Source organism: Erwinia sp. E_sp_B01_1, assembly GCF_036865545.1.
GTDB lineage: Bacteria > Pseudomonadota > Gammaproteobacteria > Enterobacterales > Enterobacteriaceae > Erwinia.
On the sequence record NZ_CP142208.1, the window covers coordinates 1,069,327 to 1,093,807 of the forward strand.

The window sequence follows — 24,481 nt, forward strand, 5'->3', positions numbered from 1 at the left end:
TGCAGCGATGTTGAAATTTATCATTTAAATCAATTGATTATAAAATAGTTTGGTTTTTTTTGTGGGTGGGGCTTGTGCTGCCCCTCCTGTTATGAGTAAATGCACCGTCGGTTTTGAAACAGACAACGTATGCGAGCAATTTTAGTAAAGCAGTTTTCAGTAAAAGGTTATCTCTGATATCTCTTCCTGACTTCCTTCTTAAGTGCCTCATAAGTCCACCCTGTTGACAAACCCCGTGCCCTTTGCGGCTTAATACTTATTGAAGGAAAGACAAATGTCTAACAAAATGACTGGTTTAGTAAAATGGTTCAACGCTGAGAAAGGTTTCGGCTTCATCTCCCCAACCGACGGCAGCAAAGACGTATTCGTACACTTCTCTGCAATCCAGAACGGCGGCTTCAAGACGCTGGAAGAAGGTCAGAAAGTTGAGTTCTCTATCGAAAACGGCCAGAAAGGCCCAGCAGCTGCTAACGTAACTGCTCTGTAATTAGAGAACTTTTCGCCGGTACGCAGCGGAACTTTGTTCAGGCAGCCCCAGCGAGAATACGAAAAACCCGCCTTATGGCGGGTTTTTTGCGTCTGTCATCGCCTCACCCTGGTAGTCAGAAACACTGCCTTTGCCGGATCAACGGTCAGTGACAGCCCCTCTCTCCTGCAGTTTTCACCCCCAGTGCAGCGTAAAACTTCAAAGTTGATGCTATCCCCTGATTTGCCACTCATCGCTAAAACCTCCTTGTTACACTTTGGTTTCGCACTTCAGCCATAAGGCCCTGTTTACAGCAAGATGGAATCCTGGAAGGTTAACCTCATCTCAGTCTGGTTCGGCTGCCTCTTTACCGGCCTCGCCATCAGTCAGATCATTCCTTTTCTGCCGCTCTATGTAGAGCAATTAGGGGTAACCGATCCCAGCTCGTTAACGCTCTGGTCCGGGTTAATCTTCAGCGTCACTTTTATGGTTTCCGCCATCGTTTCGCCGATGTGGGGCAGCCTGGCCGATCGTAAAGGGCGCAAGCTGATGCTGCTGCGTGCTTCGCTGGGCATGGGCGTGGTCATTTTTCTACAGGCTTTTGTCACCGATGTCTGGCAACTTTTCCTGCTACGCGCCCTGATGGGGCTAACCTCAGGCTATATTCCTAACGCTATGGCGCTGGTGGCTACTCAGGTGCCGCGGGAACGCAGCGGGTGGGCAATGAGTATGGTCAGCACCGCCCAAATCTGCGGGGTGATTATGGGGCCCCTGATGGGAGGCTTCCTCGCTGACTGGGTCGGGCTGCGTGCTGTTTTCCTGATTACCTCCGCTTTGCTGATGACCAGTTTTCTGATCACCCTGTTTTTGATTAAAGAGGGTGCTCAGACGCGCGTGAAGAAAGAGGATAATCTGACCGGCAGCATGGTATTCCGTTCGTTAGCAAACCCCGGCCTGATTATCAGCCTGTTTTTAACGACGCTGGTTATCCAGCTCTGTAACGGCTCCATCAGCCCGATTCTGACGCTGTTTGTCCGTGAGCTGGAACCGGATGTGCAGAATATTGCTTTTATCAGCGGTGTGGTGGCAGCAATTCCAGGTGTTTCTGCCCTGATGTCGGCGCCGAAGCTGGGTAAGCTGGGCGATCGTATCGGGGCTGAACGCATTTTGATTACCGCGCTGATACTGACTTTCGTGCTGTTTATGGCGATGTCCTGGGCTGGCAGCGCTTTCCAGCTTGGCGTTTTGCGCTTTCTTCTGGGGTTTGCTGAAGGGGCAATGATGCCAGCGGTTCAGACCCTGTTGTTACGCTATTCCAGCGACAGAGTCACCGGAAGGATCTTCGGCTATAACCAGTCATTTATGTATCTGGGCAATGTGGTGGGCCCCCTGATTGGTTCTGGCGTGTCGGCCATCGGCGGTTTCCGCTGGGTATTTGCCGCCACCGCAGTGGTGGTGCTGATAAACACCTTTCAACTGATTATCAGCTGGCGTAACCGGAAACGGCCGAAGGCTGAACAGGGCTGATGCTCGCCTGAATCAGACCGATGATTAAGCGTTTTGAAGGGGTTCCGACAGGAAATCGTTAAGCGTGGTGACCAGCGGTAAAAACGGCCCTGAACCGGAGGATTCTGCATTGTGGGGCCGCGTCTCGCCGCTTACTATCAGCGCCAACGTTACCAAGAGGAGATAACGATGAGTCGATTGATTAAAGTAGTAAGCGTCATTGCGCTGGTAACCGCCCTGAGTGGATGTCTGTTCCCGCCTCCGGGTGGCGGTGGGGGTTGGGGTGGTGGCGGCGGTCATGGCGGTGGCGGCGGGCCACGCGGCGGCTTCTCTCAGGGCCACGGCTAACGGCCTGATAAACCAGAGGCAAGCTGCCTCTGGTTTTCACTCTTTCTGCCTCTTTAGTCACAAAGAGGAGAGCAAAACGTTTCGCTAAATCAAAAATTTGCGGCGTTTCACAAATGTGAATAGTTAATCACTCTTCCTGCGTAAGTAGCATTAATACAGGGTAATTATCTGTTTTCTTTTTTAGGCTCAATGCTAACGTCTTGCTTTATATTTTTGAGACGCTCACCATGAAAAATCTCATTGCAGAGCTGCTGGTCAGACTGGCAGAAAAAGAAGAAGAGTCCAAAGAATTAGTGGCTCAGGTTGAGGCGCTGGAAATTGTGGTTACCGCCCTGTTGAGAAAACTGGACAGTGCTCAGCTTCAGCAAATCTCAGAAAGCATTACCACTGCAATGGACACGGCCACGGCTAACAGTGCCGATACTATTAATCCCCAGGACACCGTTATGCTGGAGAATTATATTCAGCGACTGCTGCTTCATCCCCGCCAGTAATCTTATCTGGCCCGCAACGGGTGCAGTGAGAAGCTAAATAACTCAACAGTGCGATACCGCCCGTAATTTCACTTAATTCTCTTATCCGCCCCGGAATACCTGCCAGACTTAACTGGCTGGTCAACAATGAGGGGTAAAACAGAGATGAAGCTGAAATATCTGATCGCGGCGGGCATGCTCTCGCTGCTGGCCTGTAGCTACGCCGGTGCAGCAGAAAAAATCGCCCAGCAGCAAAAAATGACCCTGTGTAATCAACAGGCAGGAGATAAAGCGTTAAAAGGCGATGAACGCAAAACGTTTATGAGCAGTTGCCTTAAGAAAGAGAACAGCATGGGCAACATGTCGCCGCAACAAATGAAAATGAAAACCTGTAATACCCAAGCTGGCGATAAAATGCTGAAAGGGGATGAACGTAAAACCTTTATGAGCAGTTGCCTGAAAAAAAGCTGAGACCCTGTGGGCCTTGATCGGGCCCGCTTTCCTTTGACGCTTTATCCCTGCTGTTATTCCCACCATTCTGTGACGCTCCCCCGTGCTGGCCCTCCCCGTAGTGCTTCGTTCATACTTTATTAAAAAATTATTCAGCATATTAAACAGTAAGTTATCACAATATCAGGCTGCTTTAACGGCTTTCATTCCGACAATTCCCCTGTAAATGCCAGGCTTATCAGTCTGCAATGTAAAAACATAATAATGAAAGGAGCGCTGTCGTGAGCTATCAGAATGCCATTGTGCTACAGGATCTACCCGAACTTAAGCCTGTCAGAGTGCCGGTGGGTGAAACCGGTATTATTTTGATTCGTGAACAGGAAACGGTGAAAGCGTTTCAGGGAAAATGCCCCCATTCAGGCGCGCCGCTGGAGCAGGGCGCCATTCTCAAAGGCCGGCTGGTTTGTCCGTGGCATAAGGCCAATTTCGATATCAGTGACGGCAGCGTCTGTGAGCCTTTAGCCCTGAGCGATTTAACCCGTTACCCGGTCAGGATTGAGAACGGCATGGTGCAGGTGGATCCCGACCCTCTGCCACCTCTTTACGCCTTTTCAGCCGACCAGCAGGAGCCGGTCTTTGTGATCCTGGGCACGGGCGCCGCGGGCGCGGCGGCGGCATGGACATTACGCCGGGAGGGCTTCAGAGGTAAGTTAGTGCTGGTGGACAGAGAAAGTGAAGCCCCCTACGATCGTACTGTGTTAACAAAATTCGTGCCTGCCGGGAAGATGAAAATCAGCGAAGTTCCGCCGCTGCTGAAGGACGATTTTTCGCCCTATGCTGAACGCAAGCAGGCAGATGTGGAACGGCTGGACACCAGGCAGCAGCAGCTCCATTTTGCCGATGGATCGACGCTGAATTATGACAAGCTGTTGATCGCGAGCGGCGGCATTCCACAACGCCCGGATCTGGAAGGCAAAGCGCTGTCCGGCGTGCATGTTCTGCGCAGTATTGAGCAGGCCGATACGCTGTTGAACGAGGTGGATAGCAGCAAACAGCTGGTGATAATCGGAAACAGTTTTATCGGCATGGAACTGGCTTCGGCTTTACGATCCCGTGATATTAAAGTTCAGGTGATTGCACGTAATCCACTGCCATTCAAAGCGCAGTTTGGCGAAGAGATTGCTCGCTATTTCCGTGACTTACATGAAGAGCAGGGCGTGGAGTTCATTGAGGGGGACGTTGCTGAACTCAAAGCGGACGGTGGTCATGTCAGTGCCGTTGAGCTTAAAAGTGGAAAAGTCATTCCGGCTGACAGCGTGCTGCTGGCCACCGGCGTGGCGCCAGGCACCTCCTTTATTCACGATATTCCGCTTAATGAAGATGGCAGCCTGACCACCAGCGCAACGCTGGAAGTGGCCAGCAATGTCTGGGGAGCCGGAGATATCGCCACCTTCCCAACCCCCGCCGGTGAGATGAGAATTGAGCACTACCGCGTAGCACAGCAGCAGGGCCGGGTGGCGGCGAAAAATATGTTGGGGCTGAAGGATGAATTTGACCGGGTTCCCTTCTTCTGGACAGCGCAGTTCGGCACCCGTTATGAGTATTTAGGCCATGCAGAAGAGTGGGATGACTATCAGCTTTACGGCTCGCTAAAGGAGCAGAAGTTTGTCGCATTGTACGGGCAGAAAGGGCAGCTTGCCGCAGTAGCCTCCTGTGGACTCTATACTTTCACGGCCGATCTGGTGTTGAGAATGCAGGAGCCCATGACGATGCAGGAAGCGGCTGCATTAGCGAAAGAAGCGCTGAGTTAACGGGAGAGTAAAAAGGGGGAGAATATTTCTCTCCCTGAAATTATTGACTCAGTGCAGGCTCCCATCGCTCAGGGTTCGTGAGCCGTCTGGGGGGAGAACAGGTCTCCCCCTCTGCCGTCAGCTTTTGCTCATCCGCTCGGATTTCGCCATACACTGCTGCATAGCCTCCATCACTGCGGCGCGGAAGCCTTTTTCCTCCAGCACTTTCACCGCTTCAATAGTGGTGCCACCCGGTGAACAGACCATATCTTTCAGTTCGCCAGGGTGTTTACCGGTTTCCAGCACCATCTGAGCAGACCCTTTCACAGCCTGTGCTGCAAACTGATAGGCCTGCGCGCGCGGCATACCGCCCAGCACCGCAGCATCCGCCATCGCTTCGATAAACATGAATACATAAGCGGGCGCGGAACCGCTGACGCCCACCACGGCATGGATCATATATTCCGGAACCAGTGCCGCTTTGCCAAAGCCGTTAAAGATGGCGACGATCTCGTCGGCTTCTTCTTTTGTCACCAGCACGTTAGGGGTGACTGAAGTCATGCCTTCCTTGACCAGCGCGGGCGTATTAGGCATCACACGCACCAGTTTGCGATCGTGTCCTAATACGGTAGCCAGAGCGTCCAGCGTCACGCCTGCGGCAATAGACACTACCACCGTCTCTTTATTCAGGCTGCCTGAGATCTCTCTCAACACATTCAGAATGACGGCAGGCTTGACCGCACCAAACAGAATATCTGCCTGCTTAGCCACTTCTTCCGCACTGGCTGCGGGGGTGATGCCGTACTGCTTCTGCATCGCCTCATTGGTGGCTGGCTTATGGTCGTATACCCAGATATTTTCGGGTTTGACCTGACCGGCTGACACCAGTCCGCCGATGATGGCTTTAGACATATTGCCGCAGCCAATGAAGCCGATTTTCTTCTCCATCGTAGTGCTCCCTGTTTCATTCAGTTTTCGTCCCGGTCTAGCTTACGTCATTCCCCACCTTAATTCAGCTTCGGCTACGCTTAAGCAACGGTAATCGGCTGGCCAGGACTGCAATATGGATACTGAACAAAAAGATGAAGAACGAAGTCGCCGTTATCCCATCCAGGAACATATGTACTGGCAGCGCACCGAGTGGCGCATTCAGCGTATTGGCATTGCCTGCCTGTTTATACTGGTGATTTTGGGAGCCTGCGGATTGTTTTCAAAAGGTTTTCTCAGTGATGGCATCGCCACCTCTTCGGACGGGACGCTAAGGGTTGAGTATGAACGTTTTGGCCTGCGCGACAGTGATGTCGCCATGACCATCCGCGTGAAACCGCAGCAGGGCCGCTTTACGCTGAAACTCAACGGTGAAGAGATGGAGAATTTTCAGATCCAGTCTCTGCAACCCCAGCCTTTGCAGGCTATCAGCCATAACAACACCCTGGAACTGACTTACCAGTCCGAAAGCTTTCACGATGGGGCTACGGTGTGGATAGGATCTCAGGCGATGGAGTTTGGCCGTTATCCGGTGACGGTCAGCCTTGATGACACGACCAGCGTGCACTTTACCCAATGGATCTACCCTTAATCGCAGGAGTCTGGAATGGAAACAGTATTACGTGCTGTCAGTATGTATCTGTTGCTGATGGTGGTGCTGAAAGTGGCCGGAAGGCGCACATTGCTGGAAATGACCTCATTTGATCTGATCCTGCTGCTGATCATCAGTGAAGCCACACAACAGGCGCTGTTAGGCAATGATTTTTCCGTTACCGGTGCTTCGCTGACCATCATTACGCTGATCGTAGTGGATATCCTGTTTGGCATGCTGAAGTCCCGCTTTCCCCGCCTGGATATGTTGATTGACGGCACCTCACTGATTCTGGTGGAAAATGGCCGGATGCTGCCGGAAAGAGCGCGCCGGGCGGGAATATCTCAGGATGACATTATGAATTCTGCGCGCAGTACAGCAGGGCTGGAGCGTCTGGATCAGATTAAATTTGCCATTCTCGAAAAGAACGGCAAGATCTCTATCATTCCAGTCTCAAATTAAAAGGAAATGGCGATGCCAATCTGGGTGGATGCCGATGCGTGCCCGAAAGTGATCAAAGAAGTGCTTTACCGTGCTGCCGACCGTGAGCAGATGCAGGTTACGCTGGTGGCGAATCAGCCGCTGAGCGTGCCGCCTTCCCGGTTTATTACCACGCTGCGCGTCGCCGCTGGCTTTGATGTGGCGGACAACGAAATTGTTCGTCGTGCCGGAGTGGGCGATCTGGTCGTTACGGCGGATATTCCGCTGGCGGCGGAAGTGATGGAGAAGGGCGCAGTCGCGCTGAATCCGCGCGGTGAACGTTACAGTGACGATACCATTCGCCAGAGACTGAATATCCGAGACTTTATGGATACGATGCGTGCCAGTGGCGTACAAACTGGTGGCCCTGCCGTGCTGAATCAGCGCGACCGTCAGCAGTTTGCCAATGAGCTGGATAAGTGGCTGCAAAGCCAGCGCAAGAAATAAGCATCCCCTTTTGAACAGAACAGCGGGCTGAACAGGCGAGGCGCGAGGGCAGGGTAGACCGGCCATCGCGCTTTTTAGCATTTAAGGGGCACGACACAGCCAGCCTGTTTACCGGAGGGGAAGTGTTCCGTTAACGTCACGCAGCTTTAAGCCTGCTCTCTGCTGATCAGAGGAAGCTGTCGTCATCACCAAAGCTGTCGTTATCGAAGCCATCGCTGCCAAAATCACTGTAATCGTTGCCGTTCTCCTGCTGGAAGCCGGCATTCTGGCCATCATTACCGTTAAAGGTGTCCAGATTATTATCAAAGTTCTCCTGCGGCATCGCGGGCTCATTGATAATATTGACGATCTCTTCCGGCTGCGAATGGTGGAACATGCTGGTCAGCATATCGGCCATGACTACACCGCCTGCCACACCTACCGCCGTCTGCAACGCACCGCCCAGGAAGCCACGAGTGGCTGAAGGCGCTGCAGCCTGAGCAGGTGCTGGCGCGTAGCCCGGCTGTTGCTGCTGGGGCGCGCTGTTCCACGGGGATTGCTGAGGCTGAGCAGGCGGCTGCTGACGCTGATTTCCACCGCCAAACAGGCCGGAGAGAAAACCGCCGCTGCTCTGCTGGGGCTGTTGCTGCTGAGCCAGCCGGGCTTCCAGTTCACTCACCCGGTTGTTGAGTTGCTTTAACGCCGCTTCCTGAATCAGAATCGACTGCGCCATATAGTAAGGCGCGCCCGGTTGTTGCTGTAGCTGCTGCTGGATCAACTTTTCTGCGGCCGCATCACGCGGGCCTGACTGAGTTTCAGCCTGTTTCAAACGGCCAAACAGGCTTTCAATTAATCTTTGTTCTTCGCTCTGCATAAGTAATCCTCCGTAACGGGCGATAAGGACTATATTGGGGCCACGCCGGGGAAAGTAAACGGCCTTCGGGTAAGGAAATGTTGCGGATATCAGCGCAGGTTATTATTCACTGTAAATAAAATGATACAGGTAGTTATCAGTTATAATTCAATTGCTTAACCCGCAATCCCACCCCTCAGGGTGTAAAGAAAAATTGACTACTGGTCGCAGAAGGTAATTATCGGTATGATGCGTCGCAAAGTTAACCATTATCTGTCTGTCGACGCGGGTGCTGACCACGACGACAGGCTGAGGAAGTGCCTGTTATGTCGTTACCCCTTTACCTGATCGGCGCGCGCGGCTGTGGGAAAACCACCGTGGGCCAGGCGCTGGCTGTGGCTTCAGGTTATGCCTTCAGTGACACCGATCGCCATCTTCAGCTCACCACGCAGCGAACCGTCGCTGATATCGTGTCTGCCGAAGGCTGGGAAGGGTTCCGTCAGCGTGAAACACACTCCCTGAAAGCCGTGACGGCTCCCGCCACGGTGGTTGCCACCGGAGGCGGCATGGTGCTGGCAGCAGAAAACCGTGCCTTTATGCGTGAAAATGGTCGGGTTATCTATCTCAAAGCCGATGCCGCAGTGCTGGCCTCCCGTCTTGAGGCTTATCCTGAAGAGGATCAACGCCCCACGCTGACAGGCCGTCCGATAGCGGATGAAATGGTTGAAGTGCTTGCCGCCCGCGACGCCCTTTATCAGCAGACTGCGCACTACGTGATCAATGCGATGCAGCGTCCGGAAAAAGTGGTTGAAGAGATTATTGCGCTACTCTCGCTGGCCCGCGCCAGCTGAGTTCTGCCGCAGGGGCCAGCTAATCCGCCTGGCCCTCTCTCTGCTTTCCCTTAGTTTTCCAGTCTGCTCAGCCCCGCGTTTGCCGCCTCTCCGCTAAGATTTCTCGCCTTCTCCCTGAGTTTTACCTGACTTTGTCTATACTTAGTGCATCACCAGGCTGCCCGTACATTTCTTACCGGGCAAAATAACCCGTCTTACAGGAGGGAATTTTTATGGCAGGTAAACCGCCGTATCCGCGTGAAGCACGTGTTGTAGCGATTGAAAAAGGGTCCACTGACAAGACCGTGACCTGGTATGAACTCCGTGCCGACCATCCAAGGCCTGACACCCTGATAAGCGAGCACGAAACGGAACAGGAAGCTCAGGACGCTAAAGAGCGTTATGAAGACAAAGATAAAGAGTGATCCCCTGCTGGCAAGGATGCCAGTGACTTTCCCCGCGAGAAAAGCTTGACCCCGGTGAGCCATCCCCTTATGTTGCTTTTAGCCTGTGAGCATTGATTCAAATACAATAAATTTTGCCCATCCTTAGCCCGAACTGGACTGACTCTTGACAGATTTTCTTAAAAGTACCCTTTCATCCGTGCAGCCCCGGTCCCCTTCAGGGACAGCTGCTATGCTTTCTGTATCCGTGCAAACTGGTAGTGACACCGGTGAAAATCACGGAATAAATCTCGCTGACAAAGCGAATGATGCGGAAAGTAAAACGATGAAACATTTACTGGCAACACTTACCCTTGGCAGGGGAACACGCAGCGATCTCCTTCCGCTTCTGCGGGAACATCTTCCCGAAGAAAATATCACCCATATCGGACTTCTGGACGGGCTTTCAACACGGGAGATCGAACGTCTTTACTCCTCAGTCGGCGCTGAAAAAGTGGTGATGACCCGTCTGGAGGACGGCACGCACGTCGTGCTCTCCGCCGCTAAAGTGGAAGAGGCGCTGCAAAAACAGATTGTCGAACTTGAACGTCAGGGCTACGAGACTATCCTGATGTTGTGCAGCGGACAGTATAAAAATCTGTTCACTGACAGCGCCATCCTGCTGGAGCCTTACCGTATTTTGCCGCCGCTGGTGGATGCAATTACCGGCGGGCATCAGGTAGGCATTGTGGTGGCAAGAGAGGAGTATATTGCGGAGCAGGCTTATAAATGGCAAAAACTGGCGCAGAAGCCTCACTTTGCGGTCGCCAGCCCCTGGCATACCAGCGATGATCAACTGATTGATGCGGCGCTGCTGTTACAGGAGCAGGGCGCAGATGTCGTGGTGCTGGATTGCCTGGGATATCATCAGCGGCATCGTGATTTTTTACAGAAATTGTTGGGAATCCCCGTGCTGCTGTCCAACGTGCTGATAGCCAGACTGGCAGCGGAACTGCTTGTGTAAACGAGAAACTCTCGGCACTTTTACACTGTTACCTTTGTCTCTGATTTTAAGGATGCTTATATGCTCAACGTCAGTGAGTACTTCGACGGAAAAGTGAAATCAATTGGTTTCGAGAGTGCCAGTACCGGGCGCGCCAGCGTGGGCGTGATGGCGGAAGGCGAATATACGTTTGGCACAGGCCAGGCGGAAGAGATGACCGTGGTCAGCGGAACGCTGAAAGTGTTGTTGCCAGGTGAAGTGGAGTGGAAACATTACGAGCCGGGCCAGGTGTTCAACGTGCCTGCCCACAGCGAGTTTCACCTCCAGGTGGCAGAGCCTTCTTCTTACCTTTGCCGCTATCTGAAAGATTAATTCTGTCGGAAATCCCCCCTTCGGGTTTCCTGTGAAAGGCCCGGCGATAACCCGCCGGGCCTTTTTTATGCTGATGAGGAAATTAACGCTGAGCTTCGCCGCCCAGGGCTTCTACCGTGTTGCTGACCAGCGCAGCCAGTTCGCTGGTCATCAGAATAAAGTCCGCATCAAAGCGTGCCTGAACATCATCCCTGTCGATATCATCGTTCTGCTCACGCAGCGTGTCAGCAAACTTCAGGCGTTTCAGTGAACCATCATCGGACAGCAGGAACTGCACGCGCTCCTGCCAGTCCAGAGCCAGTTTGGTCACCAGTTTTCCGGCTTCGATATGGTTAGCGATTTCGTCGCACACCAGATCCTGCTTTTTACAGCGGATCACGCCGCCTTCTTCCAGCAGGGCTTTGAGCTCCGCTTCGTCCATCAGGGCAAAACCGGCAGGCGTCTCACCTGAGCGAACCCACTCGGTCATGGTCAGCTCAATAGGGCTTTCCAGCGTCAGGGGAACCACCGGCAACGATCCCAGGCATTTACGCAGCAGCGCCAGCGTATCTTCCGCTTTTTTGGCGCTGGCGCAGTCAACCATGATCAGGTTGTTGACGGTATCGATCCACAGGAAGGTCTGGCTGAAACGGCTGAAGGCGCGTGGCAGCAGGCTGTGCAGCACTTCATCTTTCAGCGAATCTTTTTCCGTCTTTTTCAGCTTCCGCTGCTGCTCAGCTTCCAGCTTGCTGATTTTTGCTTCCAGCGCCTGCTTGATGACTGGCGAAGGCAGGATCTTCTCTTCTTTACGCGCGCAAATCAGGATCTGCCCGTTATTGACGTGCGTCAGCGCATCGCCACGGGGGCCCATAGGTGATACCCAACCGGTTTTGGCCATATCCTGGCTGCCACAAGGGGTAAAAGAGAAAGCCTCAAGCTGTTTTTCCATCTCTTCAACCGCCAGGGGGATCTCGCGATTCAGACGATAGACCATTAAATTCTTAAACCACAGCATTATGCTTTCCCTCACTGGCGCGCGTCATGCGCGCTCTATCAAAGTCAGCGCGCATGATAGCGAATCGGCGGCGCTGTTTCATTGCCTTTCCGCCCCTGGCCTTCTAAGGTAGAACACAGACCGTTAAATAATGAGGAATAACAAGTGCGTATCGGTATTGATTTAGGTGGAACGAAAATTGAGGCGATCGCGCTCTCTGAATCCGGCGACACGCTGTTCCGTCAACGGGTGGCAACACCACGCGACGACTACCAGAAAACGCTGGAGGCTATCGCCGATCTGGTAAACCTGGCCGAAGAGAAGACAGGCGAGAAGGGAAGCGTCGGTATTGGCATTCCGGGCACGCTGTCGCCGTTCACTAAACGGGTAAAGAATGCTAACTCGACCTGGCTGAACGGTCAGCCGTTGGATAAAGACCTGCATAAATTGCTGAACCGTGAGGTGCGGATTGCCAACGATGCTAATTGCCTGGCAGTCTCTGAAGCGGTGGACGGGGCTGCCGCGGGGAAACAGACGGTTTTTGCGGTGATTATCGGCACCGGCTGTGGTGCTGGCGTGGCGCTGAATGGCCATGCACACAGCGGCGGTAACGGCAACGCGGGTGAGTGGGGGCACAATCCCCTGCCGTGGATGGATGAAGACGAGTTGCGTTACCGGGAGGAGGTTCCCTGCTACTGCGGCAAGCAGGGCTGTATCGAAACCTTTATCTCCGGCACCGGTTTCGCCATTGATTACCACCGGCTCAGCGGCGTGGAGCTGAAAGGGGCAGAGATCATTACCCTGCTTGAGCAGCAGGATCCGGTAGCCGAACTGGCGATGAGCCGCTATGAACTGCGGCTGGCAAAATCGCTGGCGCAGATTGTGAATATTTTCGACCCAGAGGTCATTGTGCTGGGCGGTGGAATGAGCAACAACGAACGCCTGTACCGGACGGTGCCGCTGTTGATGAAGAAGTGGGTATTTGGCGGCGAGTGCGAAACGCCGGTGCTGAAAGCGATGCATGGCGATTCCAGCGGCGTGCGCGGTGCCGCCTGGTTATGGCCACTGTAAACGCAATAAAAAAGGGGCTTTCGCCCCTTTTTTGCATCCGGCCGCCCTTATTCTCCAAACAACATCGCATCGCGGGGGGCGCTGGCCCGCTGATTTTTGGTCATCAGGAAGTAGAGGTATCCGGCTACCATAAAGGCCACAAACAGCGCGCCAATCACCGGGTTAAACCACAGCATCGCTATCAGGCAGACCAGCGCCAGCACCAGCGCAATACCCGGAACAATCGGATAGCCAGGCGCGCGGAAGGTGCGTTCCATTTCCGGCTCGGTACGACGCAGGCGGAACAGGCTCAGCATACTCATCAGGTACATCACAATCGCGCCAAACACCGCCATAGTGATCATCGCGGCGGTCAGCGTCATGCCCTGCAGATTAATCCAGCTGTCGCTGAAAATCGCCGCAATACCGATCACGCCCCCAGCGATAATGGCCCGGTGTGGCGTCTGAAAGCGTGAAAGCTTAGCCAGGCCAGCGGGCAAATAGCCAGCGCGTGAGAGGGCAAAGAACTGACGCGAATAGCCCAGGATAATGCCGTGGAAGCTGGCCACCAGACCAAATAAGCCAATCCACACCAGCATATGCATCCAGCCGGAATGCTCACCCACAATCATTTTCATGGCCTGTGGCAGCGGATCGTTGATGTCGGACAGGGTGCGCCAGTCACCTGCGCCGCCCGCCAGCAGCATCACGCCTATTGCCAGCACCACCAGCGTCAGGATGCCGGAGATATAGGCTTTCGGGATGGTGCGTTTCGGATCTTTGGCTTCTTCTGCGGCCATCGCGGCCCCTTCAATGGCCAGGAAGAACCAGATGGCAAAGGGGATAGCGGCGAAAATACCCGATACCGCAGGCAGGCCGAAGCTGTCGCTGCCTGACCAGCCGTTCGCGGCAAAATTAGCCACGCTGAAGCCCGGTGCCACCACGCCCATAAACACCAGCAGCTCAAGCACGGCCAGTACGGTGACCACCAGCTCGAACATTGCCGCCAGCTTCACGCCCAGAATATTCAGCGTCATAAAGACGATATAGGCGCCTACAGCGGCATATTTCGGGTTGAGGTCCGGATACTGCACGTTGAGATAGGCGCCAATCGCCATGGCAATAGCAGGTGGAGCGAAAACGAATTCAATCAGCGTAGCCATACCAGCAATCAGGCCGCCAGTCTCGCCGAACGCGCGGCGGCTATAGGCAAACGGGCCACCGGCATGGGGGATCGCCGTGGTCAGTTCGGTAAAGCTGAAGATAAAGCAGGTGTACATGGTGGCGATCAGCGCGGTGGTCACCAGGAACCCCAGCGTGCCCGCCACACCCCAGCCATAACTCCAGCCGAAGTATTCACCGGAAATCACCAGACCTACCGCAATGCCCCACAGATGGATTGTGCCCAGAGTGGGCTTTAGCTTAGCTGTCATACCGATATCCCCGTGATGAATTTTATTGTCAGTCGATAATGCCGTCGCTACCGGGCGGGAAACTTGACGCCGGGATAAGGAATTTTGTGCTCTGCGGTCAACTCCCCCGCAAAAAAAGTGCCGGATGCACGCTACAGTCAAAAGAGGGTCGTCTGCGGTCAAGCGGGTAAGGGCGGGCGACGCCATGCTGGTATCACCACGGTGGGTAACCGACAGCCAACTTTTTCTGGAGCCTGACTATGACTGCCACGCAATATGACAACCTGGATAATACTGCCCTGTTGAATCTCGCCCGACGTACCCTGGCCCGTTATCCGGCAGCCTTACAGGGCGAGCTGAGCCTGCTTTGTCGCTCGGAGAACGCGACTTTCCTGTTACAGGCAGGAGGGAAACGTTATGCGCTGCGTCTGCATCGCGGCAACTACCATGCGCGGGCGGATATCGAAAGTGAGCTGCACTGGCTGGATGCACTGCGGGAAACCGGCATCATTGTGCCTCAGGCTGTGCCGGATAAAGAAGGTCAGACCGTGCAAACCCTGCAACTGGAAGACGGCAGCGAGCGCCATGCCGTGCTGTTTGACTGGATTGAAGGCGATATGCCCACCACCGATGTCGATCCGCGTGCGTTTCAGCAGTTGGGTCACATCACTGCGCGCCTGCATCAGCACAGCAAAACCTGGCAAAAGCCAGCCGGTTTTCAGCGCATCATCTGGGATCATCACACCATGGTCAGCCCACAGAGCCACTGGGGTGACTGGCGTGATGCGCCCAATCTGCGCAGGGAAGATCGTCCGGTAGTGGAAGAAGCGATCGCCAGAGTAGGTAACGATCTTCTGACCTTCGGCAAAGACGCCTCTAAATACGGCCTGATCCATGCCGATCTTCGCCTGACGAACCTGCTGCTGCACAAAGGTGAAACGCGGGTGATCGACTTCGATGACTGCGGCATGGGGTGGTATCTGCACGATCTTGCGGCAGCGATCAGTTTTGTGGAGCACCATCCCCGTGCAGCCGAATGGGTGGATCACTGGATCAGGGGCTACGAGCAGGTGGCGCACATCAGCGACAGCGAAATGGCGAGGGTGCCAACGCTGCTGATCCAGCGTCGCATCCAGCTGCTGGCCTGGGTGGGATCTCATGCGGAAACCGAAATGGCTCAGAGCCTGGGGCCGCAGTGGGCAGATCATTCAGTCAGGCTGTGCCGCCGCTATCTTGAAACCAGCGAACTGCCTGTCGGTGCCTGAGGTTGCACCTTTAGCGGGCATAATCAGCGCGCTGTTTCCGTCGCTGCTTTGCTAAGGCCTTGTTTTCCGGTGAGAGCTTAAGACCTGGTATGAAAATTGCTGCATTAGCAGGATATTTTCTGCAGTCGGGGCGATGATAATGGAAACAGGTCTTATCCAGCAGCCTGAGATGGCGACAGCGCTGAATGCCGCAGCGGTCAGCAACCGCGGCGTGCTGGCTGCTGCGGCCAGCGGATTGAGTGATTTTATCAGTGATAAGGGCGGCGATGTGGATCGCATCTTTGGCGTCAGCGGTATTGACCCGGAGTTGCTCTCCAGCCCGACCCTGAGCTTAGGTTTAATCAACTATTGTCGGGTGATGGAAGAGGCGGCACGCTGTTCCGGTTTTGATAACTTCGGTTTGCACTACGGCAGGCAGTTTAAACCGCAGTCATTAGGTCTGATTGGCTATGTCGGATTATGTTCCGCCACGCTGGAGCAGGCGTTGCAGAATGTGGTGAACGCCTTCCCTTACCATCAGCACGACACCCTGACCCGACTGGTTGATAAAGGGGATTGCTGGCGTCTGGACTACCAGGTTCGCCACGGTGCGATACTCAGCCGTCGTCAGGATGCTGAGCTGACGCTGGGGATGTTTATGAACCTGATCCGTCATGTGACGGGGAAAAACTGGGCCCCGCGCGAGGTGCATTTCGAGCATCCACGGCCTGCTCAGTGGCATGAACACTGTAAAGTCTTTGATGCGCCAGTCTATTTTGACCAACCCTTCAACTCTTTAGTGATCCCCAAACGCGATCTCGCACGATCGATGCCCGACAGCGATCCAATGTTACTGATGGTGATGCAGGATGCTATCCGCCGTCTGAACAGCGCAACGCCGCAGCAGAATATTGTCGATCAGGCCCGGGCGCAGGTGCATCTGGTCTTGCTGAAGGGAGAGCCGGTGCTGGAAGAGGTCGCCGAGAAAATGGGGCTCTCAAGCTGGTCACTTCAGCGCCGTCTGCGTGATGAAAATCTCAGCTTTACCGCGCTGGTGGATAAAGTACGCTGCGAGATGGCAACCCACTATCTGCAGCAGCGTCAGCTGCCGATTTCAGAGATGGCGCTGCTGCTGGGCTATTCCGAAGTCAGCGCCTTTTCCCGTGCCTTTCGCCGCTGGTTTGGCATCAGCCCGCGTCAGTGGCGTCAGGATGCAATGGTGGGGTAACCCATCAGCGCTCTGGTTTGAAATCCAGCACCATTTTTTTGGGCAGGTTTGCGGGCGGCGGCGGTAAATAATCTGCGCTGCTGACCACGCCCCAGGCTTTCTTACAGAGCACTTCATCCCCTTCAGTGCTCACAACCTCGTAACGGCCTTTGTCATTGTACTGAATGGTAAGGGTACACTCACGACCGGCATACAGACTGGCGTTGTAAAAATTGCGCTGAATGCCATACCCTAATTTTGCCGTATAAAGACAGTCCGGCTTACTGATCCCTGGCTGCGGAGTGACGCATTGTTTCTCTGCGGCGGCCTGCATTTCCTGTTCCGTTGGCGGGGGAAGTTTCGGATGCTGCGGCTCATTAACAGACTGGCACGCTGCCAGCACGAAGAGTATCAAGCCGGTTCCCCCTGCCTTTCCCGCTTTACTTAGCTTTGAGCGCATCATTTTCCCCAAAAATAATAAAGATAATCTTATGTCTGCCGATAGTTTACAGGGTTGGCTTCTGGCTGACAGATTATTCCAGCATCCTGAAACCTTTTACAGATTATTCACCTCCTGCATACAAGCAGCAACATTATCATTTTAAGGTTGTTTATTAAACAGATTGATTAATAACGGGTATAAACTTTATTATGCATTCGGAATGTTATTAGCTGTTCAGCACTTTTACTTTGTGCTTCTTTTTACCGACATTCTGAAAATATCGTTCTGCTAATGCAGTGCTGGATTACTGTTTACTTTATTCATGGAAAAGAAATGAAACGTCATTATCACCTTGTTGCTTTCACGTTATTAAGCTCTGCTGCGCTCAGCGGCTGTGCCACTGAATCCTCGCGGGCCATTGAGGCACCCCAGGTTACAGCAGCGACCCAACCTGCTTATCAGGGCGTGAAAAGCCCGATTGCCGTAGGCAAATTTGATAATCGCTCCTCTTATATGAACGGCATCTTCTCGGATGGCGTGGATCGTCTTGGCAATCAGTCCAAAACCATTCTGATCACTCACCTGCAACAAACCGGCCGCTTTACCGTGCTGGATCGCGCTAACCTGGACGAGCTGAAAGCCGAAGCGGGTTACAAGCGTAGCACTCAGGCGATCAAAGGGGCGGATTATGTCGTCACCGGAGATATTACCGAATTTGGGCGTAAAGAAGTGGGCGACCAGCAGCTGTGGGGCATTCTTGGCCGGGGCAAAACGCAGGTTGCCTACGCAAAAGTTAACCTGAATATCGTGGATGTTGCGACCTCAGAAGTGGTCTATTCCGTTCAGGGTGCTGGCGAATACAAGCTTTCAAACCGTGAAGTAATTGGCTTTGGCGGCACCGCCAGCTATGACTCCACCCTGAATGGTAAAGTCATGGATCTGGCGGTTCGCGAAGCAGTGAATCACCTGGTCAGCGGACTGGAATCCGGCGCATGGCGTGCGGCTAAATAAGAGAGGGAATTTAAAATGCGTATTGTGAAATATACTCTGGCAGCGGCCACGGCTCTGCTATTAACGGCCTGCGCCGGAAAATCAACCAGCCTCTATTACTGGGGCGATTATCAGCCTTCGTTATACAGCTATTACCAGCACTCAGCGGCCCCAGAAAAAGAGATTGAAACGCTTAACGCGGTTATTCAGCAGGCGCATGCGAAAAATAAACTGGTCGCGCCTGGTTTGCATGCCCAGCTGGGATTGCTGTATGTAGATACCGGTCATCCTGATTTGGCCTTTCAGCAGTTTACCGCTGAGAAAACGGCTTTTCCTGAATCCGCTCACTACATGGATTTCCTGATGCGTAATAAGCAGGGAGAAAAATAATGAAAAAGATCTTAGCTATCGTTGCGGTACTCGCCACCGTGGCCCTGACCGGGTGTGCCAAAAAGCCTTACGACTATTCGGCGTTCCGTGAAAGCAAACCGGCCTCTATTCTGGTCTTGCCAGCAGACAATCACAGCACGGATATCAATGCGGCCCACAGCTTTACTTCCCTGGTGACCCAACCGCTGGCGGAATCTGGCTATTACGTGTTCCCGGTTGCCGTGGTGGAAGAAACCTTCAACCAAAACGGGCTGACCAACGCTACGGATATCCGCAGCGTCAGCACCACTAAGCTTCGCAGCATTTTCAACGCTGATGCGGCGCTCTATATCGATATCACTGACTACGGAACCAAATTTATCCTTGTTGACAGCGTTACCCAGGTCAGCGCTACGGCTAAGCTGGTCGATCTACGCAGCGGTAAAGAGATCTGGAGTGGTAAAGCCAGTGCTGCGAACAACGAAAGTAATGGTAATCAGGGTGTGATTGGCATACTGGTTGCGGCAGCAGTGAAACATGTCATCAGCAACGTCAGTGATGAGTCACATAAGATTGCCCTTGTCACCAGCAATCGTTTACTGACGGCAAACACCAACGGCGGCATTCTGCCTGGCCCGCGTGCTAAAACAGCGAAACTTTAACTGACGGGGCGCCTTAATGGCGCCCGCTTTTTCGCCTGGCTCGCGAGCCAGACAGTGAAATTCTGACTGGCCGGGGGCCTCAATGGTGCCCGCTTCAGGCTGGAGGCGTCTCCAGTTTGCTGTAGCCCAGACCATTCACTTTCCTCACTTTAATCTGCACCGGGATCCGCTCCTTCATCGCTTCCACATGGCTGATCACGCCAATCGTTTTGCCACTGGCGTTCAGGGCATCCAGGGCATCCAGAGCGCTGTCCAGCGTATCGGCATCCAGCGTGCCAAACCCTTCATCCAGGAACAGCGATTCAATGCGGGTCTTGTGGCTGACCAGATCGGAAAGCGCCAGCGCCAGCGCGAGGCTGACCAGGAAACTTTCGCCGCCGGAAAGGGTGCGGGTATCACGCAGTGAATCGGCCTGCCAGGTATCCACGACCTGCAACTCCAGCGCTTCCTGTGATTTTCGTTGTAACAGATAGCGCCCGTGTAGCCGGTTCAGCTGGTTATTGGCCAGCCAGACCAGATGATCCAGCGTCAGACCCTGAGCAAATTTACGGAATTTATCCCCCTCACGTGAGCCTATAAGCTGATTCAGATAGCCCCAGTCTTCGACGTCCTGCTCGTTTTGGCCGATTTGCGCCAGCAACGCTTGCTGCTGCTGACGGCGCAGGGCATCGCTGGTCAGTTGCTGCCGCGTTTCTCCCTGCTGGCGGGCGTTTTCTCTTAGCCGATCTGAAAGCGAAGCAACAACCTCCGCTAATCCCTGCGTTTCTTCCGGCAGGTCTTCCGGCTTTTGCTGCTGATGACTCTCCAGCGTCTTCCGGGCCTGCTGCAGGAGCACCGCCGTTTGCTGGCGGCGCTGTTCATGCTGTTTTTGCAGCAGCCTGAGTCGCTGCGTCTGTTCTTCATCCAGCAGGGCGGTGGTAAAGGCCTCTTCATCCCTGAAGTGACTGGCCGCCAGCGCCTCGCTAACCGCCTGCTGAGCCTGTTCAAGGCGCAGGATTAGCGCATCTGACTGCTCAGATAGTGAGTTATGCTGTCCGGTCAGTGTATTTAACTGGCTTTGCCCCGCCTGCCACTGCTGCTGGCAGGTCTGACACCGGTCACTATGCTGCTGTGACTGGGCACGAAGCTGTTGCTGTACCCCGGCTGTGTGCCGATCGCCAAACAACGACTGACGACGCTGTTTCAACTCCGCCAGCGAATCCTGTTCAGCTTTAAGGCGCTGTTCCAGGCTGTTAACACGGGTTTGCTCGCTGGTTATTTCGTGGTTCAGCGCCTGCTGTTGGGTTGCCAGAGCGGTGAGTTGTGGCAGTAAGTCAGTTAGCGCCTGCTCCGCTTTCTCCCATTGTTGCCACTCGCTTTCCCGGCTGGCGAGCCAGCTTTCATGTTCACCCTGTTGCGGCGGTATCAGGCCCGATTCGGCCAGTGAAGTGCGCAGCGATTCGCGTTGTTGCTCTACGGCCTGTTGCTCCTGCGCCAGCAGCTTTTCCTGCTCTTCACTGGCCTGAAGGGCAGCCTGACGTTGCTGGCCTGCCAGCTGTTGCTGCTGCTGCAGGGCAACAAGTTCGTTCTGCCGCTGGCTCAGCGTATCTTTATGCTGCTGTAGCAGGCGGGCGCTTTGTTGCAGGCTGAGCAATTGAGCCTGCAGAGCGGTTTCCATCTGCTCCTGTTCAGCCAGCCACGCCTGAGTTAGCTGGGTATCTTCTGGCATCAGTGCGATCGCCAGGGTTTCCGCCGTTGCCAGCCACTGGCTGCGTAGCTGGGCTGCCTCACGCTGGAGTTCCTCCTGCGCCTGACAATCTTTCTCTGCCTGCGCCTGAAGATTTTTCAGCTGTTCGCGCCTGGCGGTGCCCAGATCTTTAAGTTTCTCAACCTCGTTTCTCAGCACCAGCAGGCGTTGCTGGTTTTCTGAAGGTTCCAGCGCCTGATAATCAGCAATGGCGGGGTGTTCGCAGGAGCCGCAGAGCGGGCAGGGATCGCCAGCTTTAAGTTGGGCACGATGCTGTTCCAGTCCGGCAATCCGCTGTTCAAGCTCGCAGCGTTTTTCCAGATCCTGTTGATGCTGATACTTCTCTTTCCAGCTGGCGCGTAATGTCTCCAGCTGCTGTTCAGTTTCCTGCTGCTGTTTCTGCCCCTGCTGCTGCGCGGCCTGTTGCCGTTCAGCGCGGATCTGCAACTGGTGCCACTGTGATGAGAGCAGAGCCAGCTTTTGCCGGTGTGGGCGGTGCTGGCTCAGTTGGGTCAGTGAAGCCTGTAGCTGCTGTTCAGAGTGCTGCTGCAGATGCTGAGCGAGACCTTTCTCCGCTTCCGTGCAGAGCCTCTGCGCCTCATCCAGCAGCGCCTGCTGTGGCCGGGCCTGCTGTTCAAGCTGGCTGAGCTGTTGCGTCAGTTGCTCAACGCTGTTTCTCTGTTCCCCGGCGCGGGTTTTTCGGGCGCTCAGTGCCCGCTCGTTTTGCTGCTGCTGTTCAAAGCGCATGCGCCATAAGGGCAGGGATTCGCCCCAGCGAGCCACATGAGGATTATCCTGTTGCCATTCTCTGTGCCGCTGTTGTTCTGTCTGCTTGCTGGCCTGCAACTGCTGATTCTCATGCAGGGATTGCTGACGGCTATGCAACGAATGTTGGTACTCACTCACTTCTTTAGCCAGCTGCGCATTCTGCTGCGTCAGCGAAGTAATACGGTTATCCAGCGGCAGCACCGTCTCAGTAATCAGCATCTCCTGCTGCTGGCGATGGGATTCATGTTGCTGTCGGGCATCTTCAGCGGCTTTGAGCTGCTGAGTGATTTCATCAAGCGCCTGTCCGGTAGCGGATTTTTTCTGTGTAAGTTGCAGAAGCTGCGTTTTCAGCTGCTGCAAATCCTGCTGATACTGGTTGCGCTGTTGCCAGACCGGACGCAGTTTTTCCGCCGGTTCCGCCAGCGTCAGGCGCTCCAGTTGTGGCTGGTCCTTTTGCCAGGCCGTTTCTGCCTGCTGATAATCCGCTTCGGCGGCAGTAACAGCCTGCGAGGCCAGCTGATGCTGCTGCTGCCAGTGCAGTAAAACTTGCTGGCGCTGATGGCGTGAAGTAAGTGCCTGCTCTTCTTCTGTCAGCTGCTCCAGCTGGGCTGTAAGCTGCTGAAGCTGCCCGCTTTCCAGCAACGCCATTCCGCCTGCCTGGGCGCGCAACGTGTCCAGCGCCACTTTGGCATTTTTATGGCGTTCAAAGACGTTGGCGGAAAGTCGCCCGTAAATTTCCGTGCCGGTTAACTCTTCCAGCAACTCGGCACGGCTGTTGGCATCGGCATTCAGGAAAGCGGCAAACTGCCCCTGCGACAGCATCATGGATTTAGTAAAGCGTTCGAAATCCAGGCCGGTCAGGGTGGTCAGCATATCCAGCTTGTCCTTGACCTTGTCCGCCACGATTTTATTGTCATCACAGCGCGCCAGCTCAACCCGTGGTGCCTGAAGATTGCCATCGGCGGCACCGCGGGCGCGGTTCTGGCTCCAGAAGGCACGCCAGGCGACGCCTTTTACTTCAAACTCCACTTCCGCCAGGCACTCCGAAGTGTCACGCGTCATCAGATCGTTCTGCGACTGCGAGAGTTTCCCCAGCCGCGATGTTTCATGGTAAAGCGCCAGACAGATAGCATCCAGCAGGGTGGTTTTCCCCGCGCCCGTTGGCCCGGTGATGGCAAACAACCCGTTGCTGGCAAAAGGCTCAGCGGTAAAATCAATCTTCCATTCGCCCTTCAGCGAGTTAAGGTTTTTAAACCTCAGCGTCAGGATTTTCATGCTTGCGCCTCATCATCAATCTCTGCCAGCGTCAGGTTAAACAGTTCAGTGGCCCGGGCCTGCCTTTCCGGCTTTTCGTTCTCGACCAGCGCCAGGCGGCGACTGAAGACTTCCTGGGCGCTGAGCTCACTTAAGGTCTCATTATTGTGGCGATCTATAGCCTTTTCGCGCTGCTCCCGACTGCGGCGAAGCAGCACCACTTCCACCGGCAGAGCCTGAGTCAGTTCCTGAATGCGTCGCTGCAGATCATTCAGCCATGACTGGGTGGAAATCTCGATATCCAGCCAGACCACTTTGCCATCATCACGGGCAGGGATAGCTGCGAGCTGCTGCTCAATCTCTTCCAGCGCCCCTTTGATCATCTGCATCGGCTGGAAAAGGGGGATCGCCAGCGGCTCAACCTGGATGAGCTTGCCATCGGCAAAATCCACCAGGAACACGCTTTTCTCTTTGCCCAGCTCGTCAAAACTCAGCGGGATGGGCGAACCGCTGTAGCGGATATGTTCCGTGCCACCGATACGTTGCGCACGATGAATATGCCCCAGTGCAATATAATCGGCTGGCGGAAATGCCTGCGCCGGGAAGGCGTCCAGCGTGCCAATATAAATATCCCGCACCGCATCGCTTTTGGTCACGCCGACGGTGGTCAGATGGCCGGTGGCGATAATGGGCAGCGTCAGGTTGAGTTTTTCCCGCATCTCCCGCGCCGCCTGCCAGCAGCGCTGGTAATGCTGGGTTATGGCTGTCAGCAGGCTTTGCTGCTTGTCACGGCCAGACTGGCCAGCCTGGCTGGTGGTGATATCGCGGGGACGAAGAAAAGGGATAGCGCAGAGCAGCGCGCCGGGTTCTCCATCACGCTTATTCAGCAGCAGCACCTGCTGGCTGATATCATCACTGGCAGAGGCGATCACTCGGGTGTTCAGGCAGGCGAGCAGCTCACGGGATTCATTAAGCGTGGCTACTGAATCGTGGTTGCCACCGAGCACCACCAGCTGGCAGCCGGTCTGCTGGAGATTGACCACAAAACGGTTATACAACTCGCGCGCGTAACTGGGCGGGGATCCCGTATCGAAGATGTCACCCGCAACAATGATGGCATCCACGTGATGTGCCACAGCCTGCTCCAGCAGCCAGTCTGTAAAAGCCTGATGCTCCGGCGCGCGGCTTTTTGTGTAGAAGAATTGGCCCAGATGCCAGTCGGAGGTATGAATAATTCGCATGGGATCCCTTTAAGGCGCGAGGCAGAGTCGACGATTATAAACAGCACAGCGTAAAACCCCAGACCCAATCTCAGCGACCCTTAATAAAACTGTTATGAAACCTCGGGACAGGCCGTGCTTTTTTCATAAAACTGTCATAAAACTGACGCATAATGACGCCGCAAATCCAGTGACATTCCGTCAC

General features: G+C 54.4%; 26 protein-coding genes. 19 read left to right on the forward strand and 7 right to left on the reverse strand.

Translation table 11 applies throughout. The features are described from left to right. Positions 1-274: 274 nt before the first annotated feature. From cspA to VRC33_RS05100, 6 genes are all read left to right on the forward strand, one after another. Complete coding sequence (gene cspA, locus VRC33_RS05075) at positions 275-487, forward strand: RNA chaperone/antiterminator CspA (protein ID WP_013200976.1); 213 nt, start codon at positions 275-277, stop codon at positions 485-487. A gap of 297 nt (positions 488-784) precedes the next feature. After that, complete coding sequence (locus tag VRC33_RS05080) at positions 785-1,993, forward strand: multidrug efflux MFS transporter (RefSeq protein WP_338561519.1); 1,209 nt, start codon at positions 785-787, stop codon at positions 1,991-1,993. Positions 1,994-2,161: 168 nt separating this feature from the next. Beyond that, positions 2,162-2,320, forward strand: a complete 159-nt coding sequence (locus tag VRC33_RS05085; protein ID WP_338561521.1) for a hypothetical protein — start codon at positions 2,162-2,164, stop codon at positions 2,318-2,320. A gap of 227 nt (positions 2,321-2,547) precedes the next feature. Beyond that, a complete protein-coding gene (gene iraP, locus VRC33_RS05090; protein ID WP_338561523.1) occupies positions 2,548-2,814 on the forward strand; it encodes an anti-adapter protein IraP in 267 nt (88 codons plus the stop codon). Positions 2,815-2,958: 144 nt separating this feature from the next. Next, positions 2,959-3,264, forward strand: a complete 306-nt coding sequence (locus VRC33_RS05095) for a PsiF family protein (protein WP_338576922.1) — start codon at positions 2,959-2,961, stop codon at positions 3,262-3,264. A 260-nt stretch (positions 3,265-3,524) separates the two neighbouring features. Continuing rightward, complete coding sequence (locus VRC33_RS05100) at positions 3,525-5,054, forward strand: FAD-dependent oxidoreductase (protein ID WP_338561527.1); 1,530 nt, start codon at positions 3,525-3,527, stop codon at positions 5,052-5,054. Positions 5,055-5,171: 117 nt separating this feature from the next. On the opposite strand, the gene proC is transcribed toward VRC33_RS05100, so the two are convergent. Further along, positions 5,172-5,981 (reverse strand): pyrroline-5-carboxylate reductase, encoded by an 810-nt coding sequence (gene proC / locus VRC33_RS05105; RefSeq protein ID WP_338561529.1) that lies wholly within the window; start codon positions 5,979-5,981, stop codon positions 5,172-5,174. A gap of 115 nt (positions 5,982-6,096) precedes the next feature. Between proC and VRC33_RS05110 the strand changes: the two genes are divergently transcribed. The 3 genes from VRC33_RS05110 to VRC33_RS05120 are packed head-to-tail and all read left to right on the forward strand — an operon-like array spanning position 6,097 to position 7,539. Then, complete coding sequence (locus VRC33_RS05110) at positions 6,097-6,612, forward strand: hypothetical protein (protein ID WP_338561531.1); 516 nt, start codon at positions 6,097-6,099, stop codon at positions 6,610-6,612. Positions 6,613-6,627: 15 nt separating this feature from the next. After that, a complete protein-coding gene (locus VRC33_RS05115) occupies positions 6,628-7,074 on the forward strand; it encodes a YetF domain-containing protein (RefSeq protein WP_338561533.1) in 447 nt (148 codons plus the stop codon). Positions 7,075-7,086: 12 nt separating this feature from the next. Further along, positions 7,087-7,539, forward strand: a complete 453-nt coding sequence (locus VRC33_RS05120) for a YaiI/YqxD family protein (RefSeq protein WP_338561535.1) — start codon at positions 7,087-7,089, stop codon at positions 7,537-7,539. Between the two features lie 166 nt (positions 7,540-7,705). On the opposite strand, the gene VRC33_RS05125 is transcribed toward VRC33_RS05120, so the two are convergent. Further along, positions 7,706-8,392 (reverse strand): DUF2076 domain-containing protein, encoded by a 687-nt coding sequence (locus VRC33_RS05125; protein WP_338561538.1) that lies wholly within the window; start codon positions 8,390-8,392, stop codon positions 7,706-7,708. A gap of 305 nt (positions 8,393-8,697) precedes the next feature. Between VRC33_RS05125 and aroL the strand changes: the two genes are divergently transcribed. The 4 genes from aroL to ppnP all read left to right on the forward strand — a co-directional run bounded on the left by aroL (position 8,698) and on the right by ppnP (position 10,959). Continuing rightward, the gene (gene aroL / locus VRC33_RS05130) at positions 8,698-9,222 is read left to right on the forward strand and encodes a shikimate kinase AroL (protein WP_338561540.1); all 525 of its coding nucleotides are present in this window, start codon (positions 8,698-8,700) and stop codon (positions 9,220-9,222) included. A gap of 212 nt (positions 9,223-9,434) precedes the next feature. Continuing rightward, positions 9,435-9,626: a YaiA family protein gene (locus tag VRC33_RS05135; RefSeq protein ID WP_338561542.1), complete on the forward strand. Its 192-nt coding sequence runs from the start codon at positions 9,435-9,437 to the stop codon at positions 9,624-9,626. Between the two features lie 304 nt (positions 9,627-9,930). Beyond that, positions 9,931-10,608 carry an AroM family protein gene (locus VRC33_RS05140; RefSeq protein WP_338564057.1) on the forward strand — a complete coding sequence of 226 codons (678 nt, stop codon included), beginning with the start codon at positions 9,931-9,933 and terminating at the stop codon, positions 10,606-10,608. Positions 10,609-10,668: 60 nt separating this feature from the next. Beyond that, entirely contained in the window at positions 10,669-10,959 is a 291-nt protein-coding gene (ppnP, locus tag VRC33_RS05145) for a pyrimidine/purine nucleoside phosphorylase (protein WP_338561544.1), read from the forward strand. An 82-nt stretch (positions 10,960-11,041) separates the two neighbouring features. On the opposite strand, the gene rdgC is transcribed toward ppnP, so the two are convergent. Further along, on the reverse strand, positions 11,042-11,953 hold the full coding sequence (gene rdgC / locus VRC33_RS05150) for a recombination-associated protein RdgC (RefSeq protein WP_338561546.1): 912 nt from the start codon (positions 11,951-11,953) through the stop codon (positions 11,042-11,044). 144 nt (positions 11,954-12,097) lie between these two features. Here rdgC and mak point away from each other — a divergent pair, with 144 nt between their 5' ends. Beyond that, positions 12,098-13,003, forward strand: a complete 906-nt coding sequence (gene mak, locus VRC33_RS05155; RefSeq protein WP_338561548.1) for a fructokinase — start codon at positions 12,098-12,100, stop codon at positions 13,001-13,003. A 47-nt stretch (positions 13,004-13,050) separates the two neighbouring features. Here the strand turns inward: mak and eat are convergent, their stop codons facing one another. Continuing rightward, a complete protein-coding gene (gene eat, locus VRC33_RS05160) occupies positions 13,051-14,415 on the reverse strand; it encodes an ethanolamine permease (protein ID WP_338561550.1) in 1,365 nt (454 codons plus the stop codon). A 239-nt stretch (positions 14,416-14,654) separates the two neighbouring features. On the opposite strand from eat, the gene VRC33_RS05165 reads away from it, so the two are divergent. Both VRC33_RS05165 and VRC33_RS05170 read left to right on the forward strand, forming a co-directional pair. Continuing rightward, entirely contained in the window at positions 14,655-15,659 is a 1,005-nt protein-coding gene (locus tag VRC33_RS05165; protein WP_338561553.1) for a phosphotransferase, read from the forward strand. A gap of 169 nt (positions 15,660-15,828) precedes the next feature. Next, complete coding sequence (locus VRC33_RS05170) at positions 15,829-16,866, forward strand: AraC family transcriptional regulator (RefSeq protein WP_338564060.1); 1,038 nt, start codon at positions 15,829-15,831, stop codon at positions 16,864-16,866. Positions 16,867-16,870: 4 nt separating this feature from the next. Here VRC33_RS05170 and VRC33_RS05175 read toward each other — a convergent pair whose 3' ends face one another. After that, positions 16,871-17,260 carry a cell envelope integrity TolA C-terminal domain-containing protein gene (locus VRC33_RS05175; protein WP_338561556.1) on the reverse strand — a complete coding sequence of 130 codons (390 nt, stop codon included), beginning with the start codon at positions 17,258-17,260 and terminating at the stop codon, positions 16,871-16,873. 360 nt (positions 17,261-17,620) lie between these two features. On the opposite strand from VRC33_RS05175, the gene VRC33_RS05180 reads away from it, so the two are divergent. From VRC33_RS05180 to VRC33_RS05190, 3 genes are read left to right on the forward strand one after another with little or no spacing between them, the layout of a single operon-like run. After that, positions 17,621-18,298, forward strand: a complete 678-nt coding sequence (locus VRC33_RS05180; protein WP_338561558.1) for a CsgG/HfaB family protein — start codon at positions 17,621-17,623, stop codon at positions 18,296-18,298. Positions 18,299-18,313: 15 nt separating this feature from the next. Next, positions 18,314-18,667, forward strand: coding sequence for a DUF4810 domain-containing protein (locus VRC33_RS05185; RefSeq protein WP_338561560.1), 354 nt, complete (start codon positions 18,314-18,316; stop codon positions 18,665-18,667). Next, complete coding sequence (locus VRC33_RS05190) at positions 18,667-19,308, forward strand: DUF799 domain-containing protein (RefSeq protein ID WP_338561563.1); 642 nt, start codon at positions 18,667-18,669, stop codon at positions 19,306-19,308. Before VRC33_RS05185 ends, VRC33_RS05190 begins: the two co-directional genes overlap by 1 nt. Before the next feature lie 94 nt (positions 19,309-19,402). Here the strand turns inward: VRC33_RS05190 and VRC33_RS05195 are convergent, their stop codons facing one another. Continuing rightward, on the reverse strand, positions 19,403-23,077 hold the full coding sequence (locus VRC33_RS05195) for an AAA family ATPase (RefSeq protein ID WP_338561566.1): 3,675 nt from the start codon (positions 23,075-23,077) through the stop codon (positions 19,403-19,405). Further along, on the reverse strand, positions 23,074-24,297 hold the full coding sequence (gene sbcD / locus VRC33_RS05200) for an exonuclease subunit SbcD (protein ID WP_338561568.1): 1,224 nt from the start codon (positions 24,295-24,297) through the stop codon (positions 23,074-23,076). Before sbcD ends, VRC33_RS05195 begins: the two co-directional genes overlap by 4 nt. Positions 24,298-24,481: the final 184 nt, after the last annotated feature.

Bases quoted from the DNA above. Each gene is read 5' to 3' on its own strand.
- cspA (WP_013200976.1), top strand. From the start codon at position 275: ATGTCTAACAAAATGACTGGTTTAGTAAAATGGTTCAACGCTGAGAAA.
- VRC33_RS05080 (WP_338561519.1), top strand. From the start codon at position 785: ATGGAATCCTGGAAGGTTAACCTCATCTCAGTCTGGTTCGGCTGCCTC.
- VRC33_RS05085 (WP_338561521.1), top strand. From the start codon at position 2,162: ATGAGTCGATTGATTAAAGTAGTAAGCGTCATTGCGCTGGTAACCGCC.
- iraP (WP_338561523.1), top strand. From the start codon at position 2,548: ATGAAAAATCTCATTGCAGAGCTGCTGGTCAGACTGGCAGAAAAAGAA.
- VRC33_RS05095 (WP_338576922.1), top strand. From the start codon at position 2,959: ATGAAGCTGAAATATCTGATCGCGGCGGGCATGCTCTCGCTGCTGGCC.
- proC (WP_338561529.1), bottom strand. From the start codon at position 5,981: ATGGAGAAGAAAATCGGCTTCATTGGCTGCGGCAATATGTCTAAAGCC.
- VRC33_RS05110 (WP_338561531.1), top strand. From the start codon at position 6,097: ATGGATACTGAACAAAAAGATGAAGAACGAAGTCGCCGTTATCCCATC.
- VRC33_RS05115 (WP_338561533.1), top strand. From the start codon at position 6,628: ATGGAAACAGTATTACGTGCTGTCAGTATGTATCTGTTGCTGATGGTG.
- VRC33_RS05120 (WP_338561535.1), top strand. From the start codon at position 7,087: ATGCCAATCTGGGTGGATGCCGATGCGTGCCCGAAAGTGATCAAAGAA.
- VRC33_RS05125 (WP_338561538.1), bottom strand. From the start codon at position 8,392: ATGCAGAGCGAAGAACAAAGATTAATTGAAAGCCTGTTTGGCCGTTTG.
- aroL (WP_338561540.1), top strand. From the start codon at position 8,698: ATGTCGTTACCCCTTTACCTGATCGGCGCGCGCGGCTGTGGGAAAACC.
- VRC33_RS05135 (WP_338561542.1), top strand. From the start codon at position 9,435: ATGGCAGGTAAACCGCCGTATCCGCGTGAAGCACGTGTTGTAGCGATT.
- VRC33_RS05140 (WP_338564057.1), top strand. From the start codon at position 9,931: ATGAAACATTTACTGGCAACACTTACCCTTGGCAGGGGAACACGCAGC.
- ppnP (WP_338561544.1), top strand. From the start codon at position 10,669: ATGCTCAACGTCAGTGAGTACTTCGACGGAAAAGTGAAATCAATTGGT.
- rdgC (WP_338561546.1), bottom strand. From the start codon at position 11,953: ATGCTGTGGTTTAAGAATTTAATGGTCTATCGTCTGAATCGCGAGATC.
- eat (WP_338561550.1), bottom strand. From the start codon at position 14,415: ATGACAGCTAAGCTAAAGCCCACTCTGGGCACAATCCATCTGTGGGGC.
- VRC33_RS05165 (WP_338561553.1), top strand. From the start codon at position 14,655: ATGACTGCCACGCAATATGACAACCTGGATAATACTGCCCTGTTGAAT.
- VRC33_RS05170 (WP_338564060.1), top strand. From the start codon at position 15,829: ATGGCGACAGCGCTGAATGCCGCAGCGGTCAGCAACCGCGGCGTGCTG.
- VRC33_RS05180 (WP_338561558.1), top strand. From the start codon at position 17,621: ATGAAACGTCATTATCACCTTGTTGCTTTCACGTTATTAAGCTCTGCT.
- VRC33_RS05185 (WP_338561560.1), top strand. From the start codon at position 18,314: ATGCGTATTGTGAAATATACTCTGGCAGCGGCCACGGCTCTGCTATTA.
- VRC33_RS05190 (WP_338561563.1), top strand. From the start codon at position 18,667: ATGAAAAAGATCTTAGCTATCGTTGCGGTACTCGCCACCGTGGCCCTG.
- VRC33_RS05195 (WP_338561566.1), bottom strand. From the start codon at position 23,077: ATGAAAATCCTGACGCTGAGGTTTAAAAACCTTAACTCGCTGAAGGGC.
- sbcD (WP_338561568.1), bottom strand. From the start codon at position 24,297: ATGCGAATTATTCATACCTCCGACTGGCATCTGGGCCAATTCTTCTAC.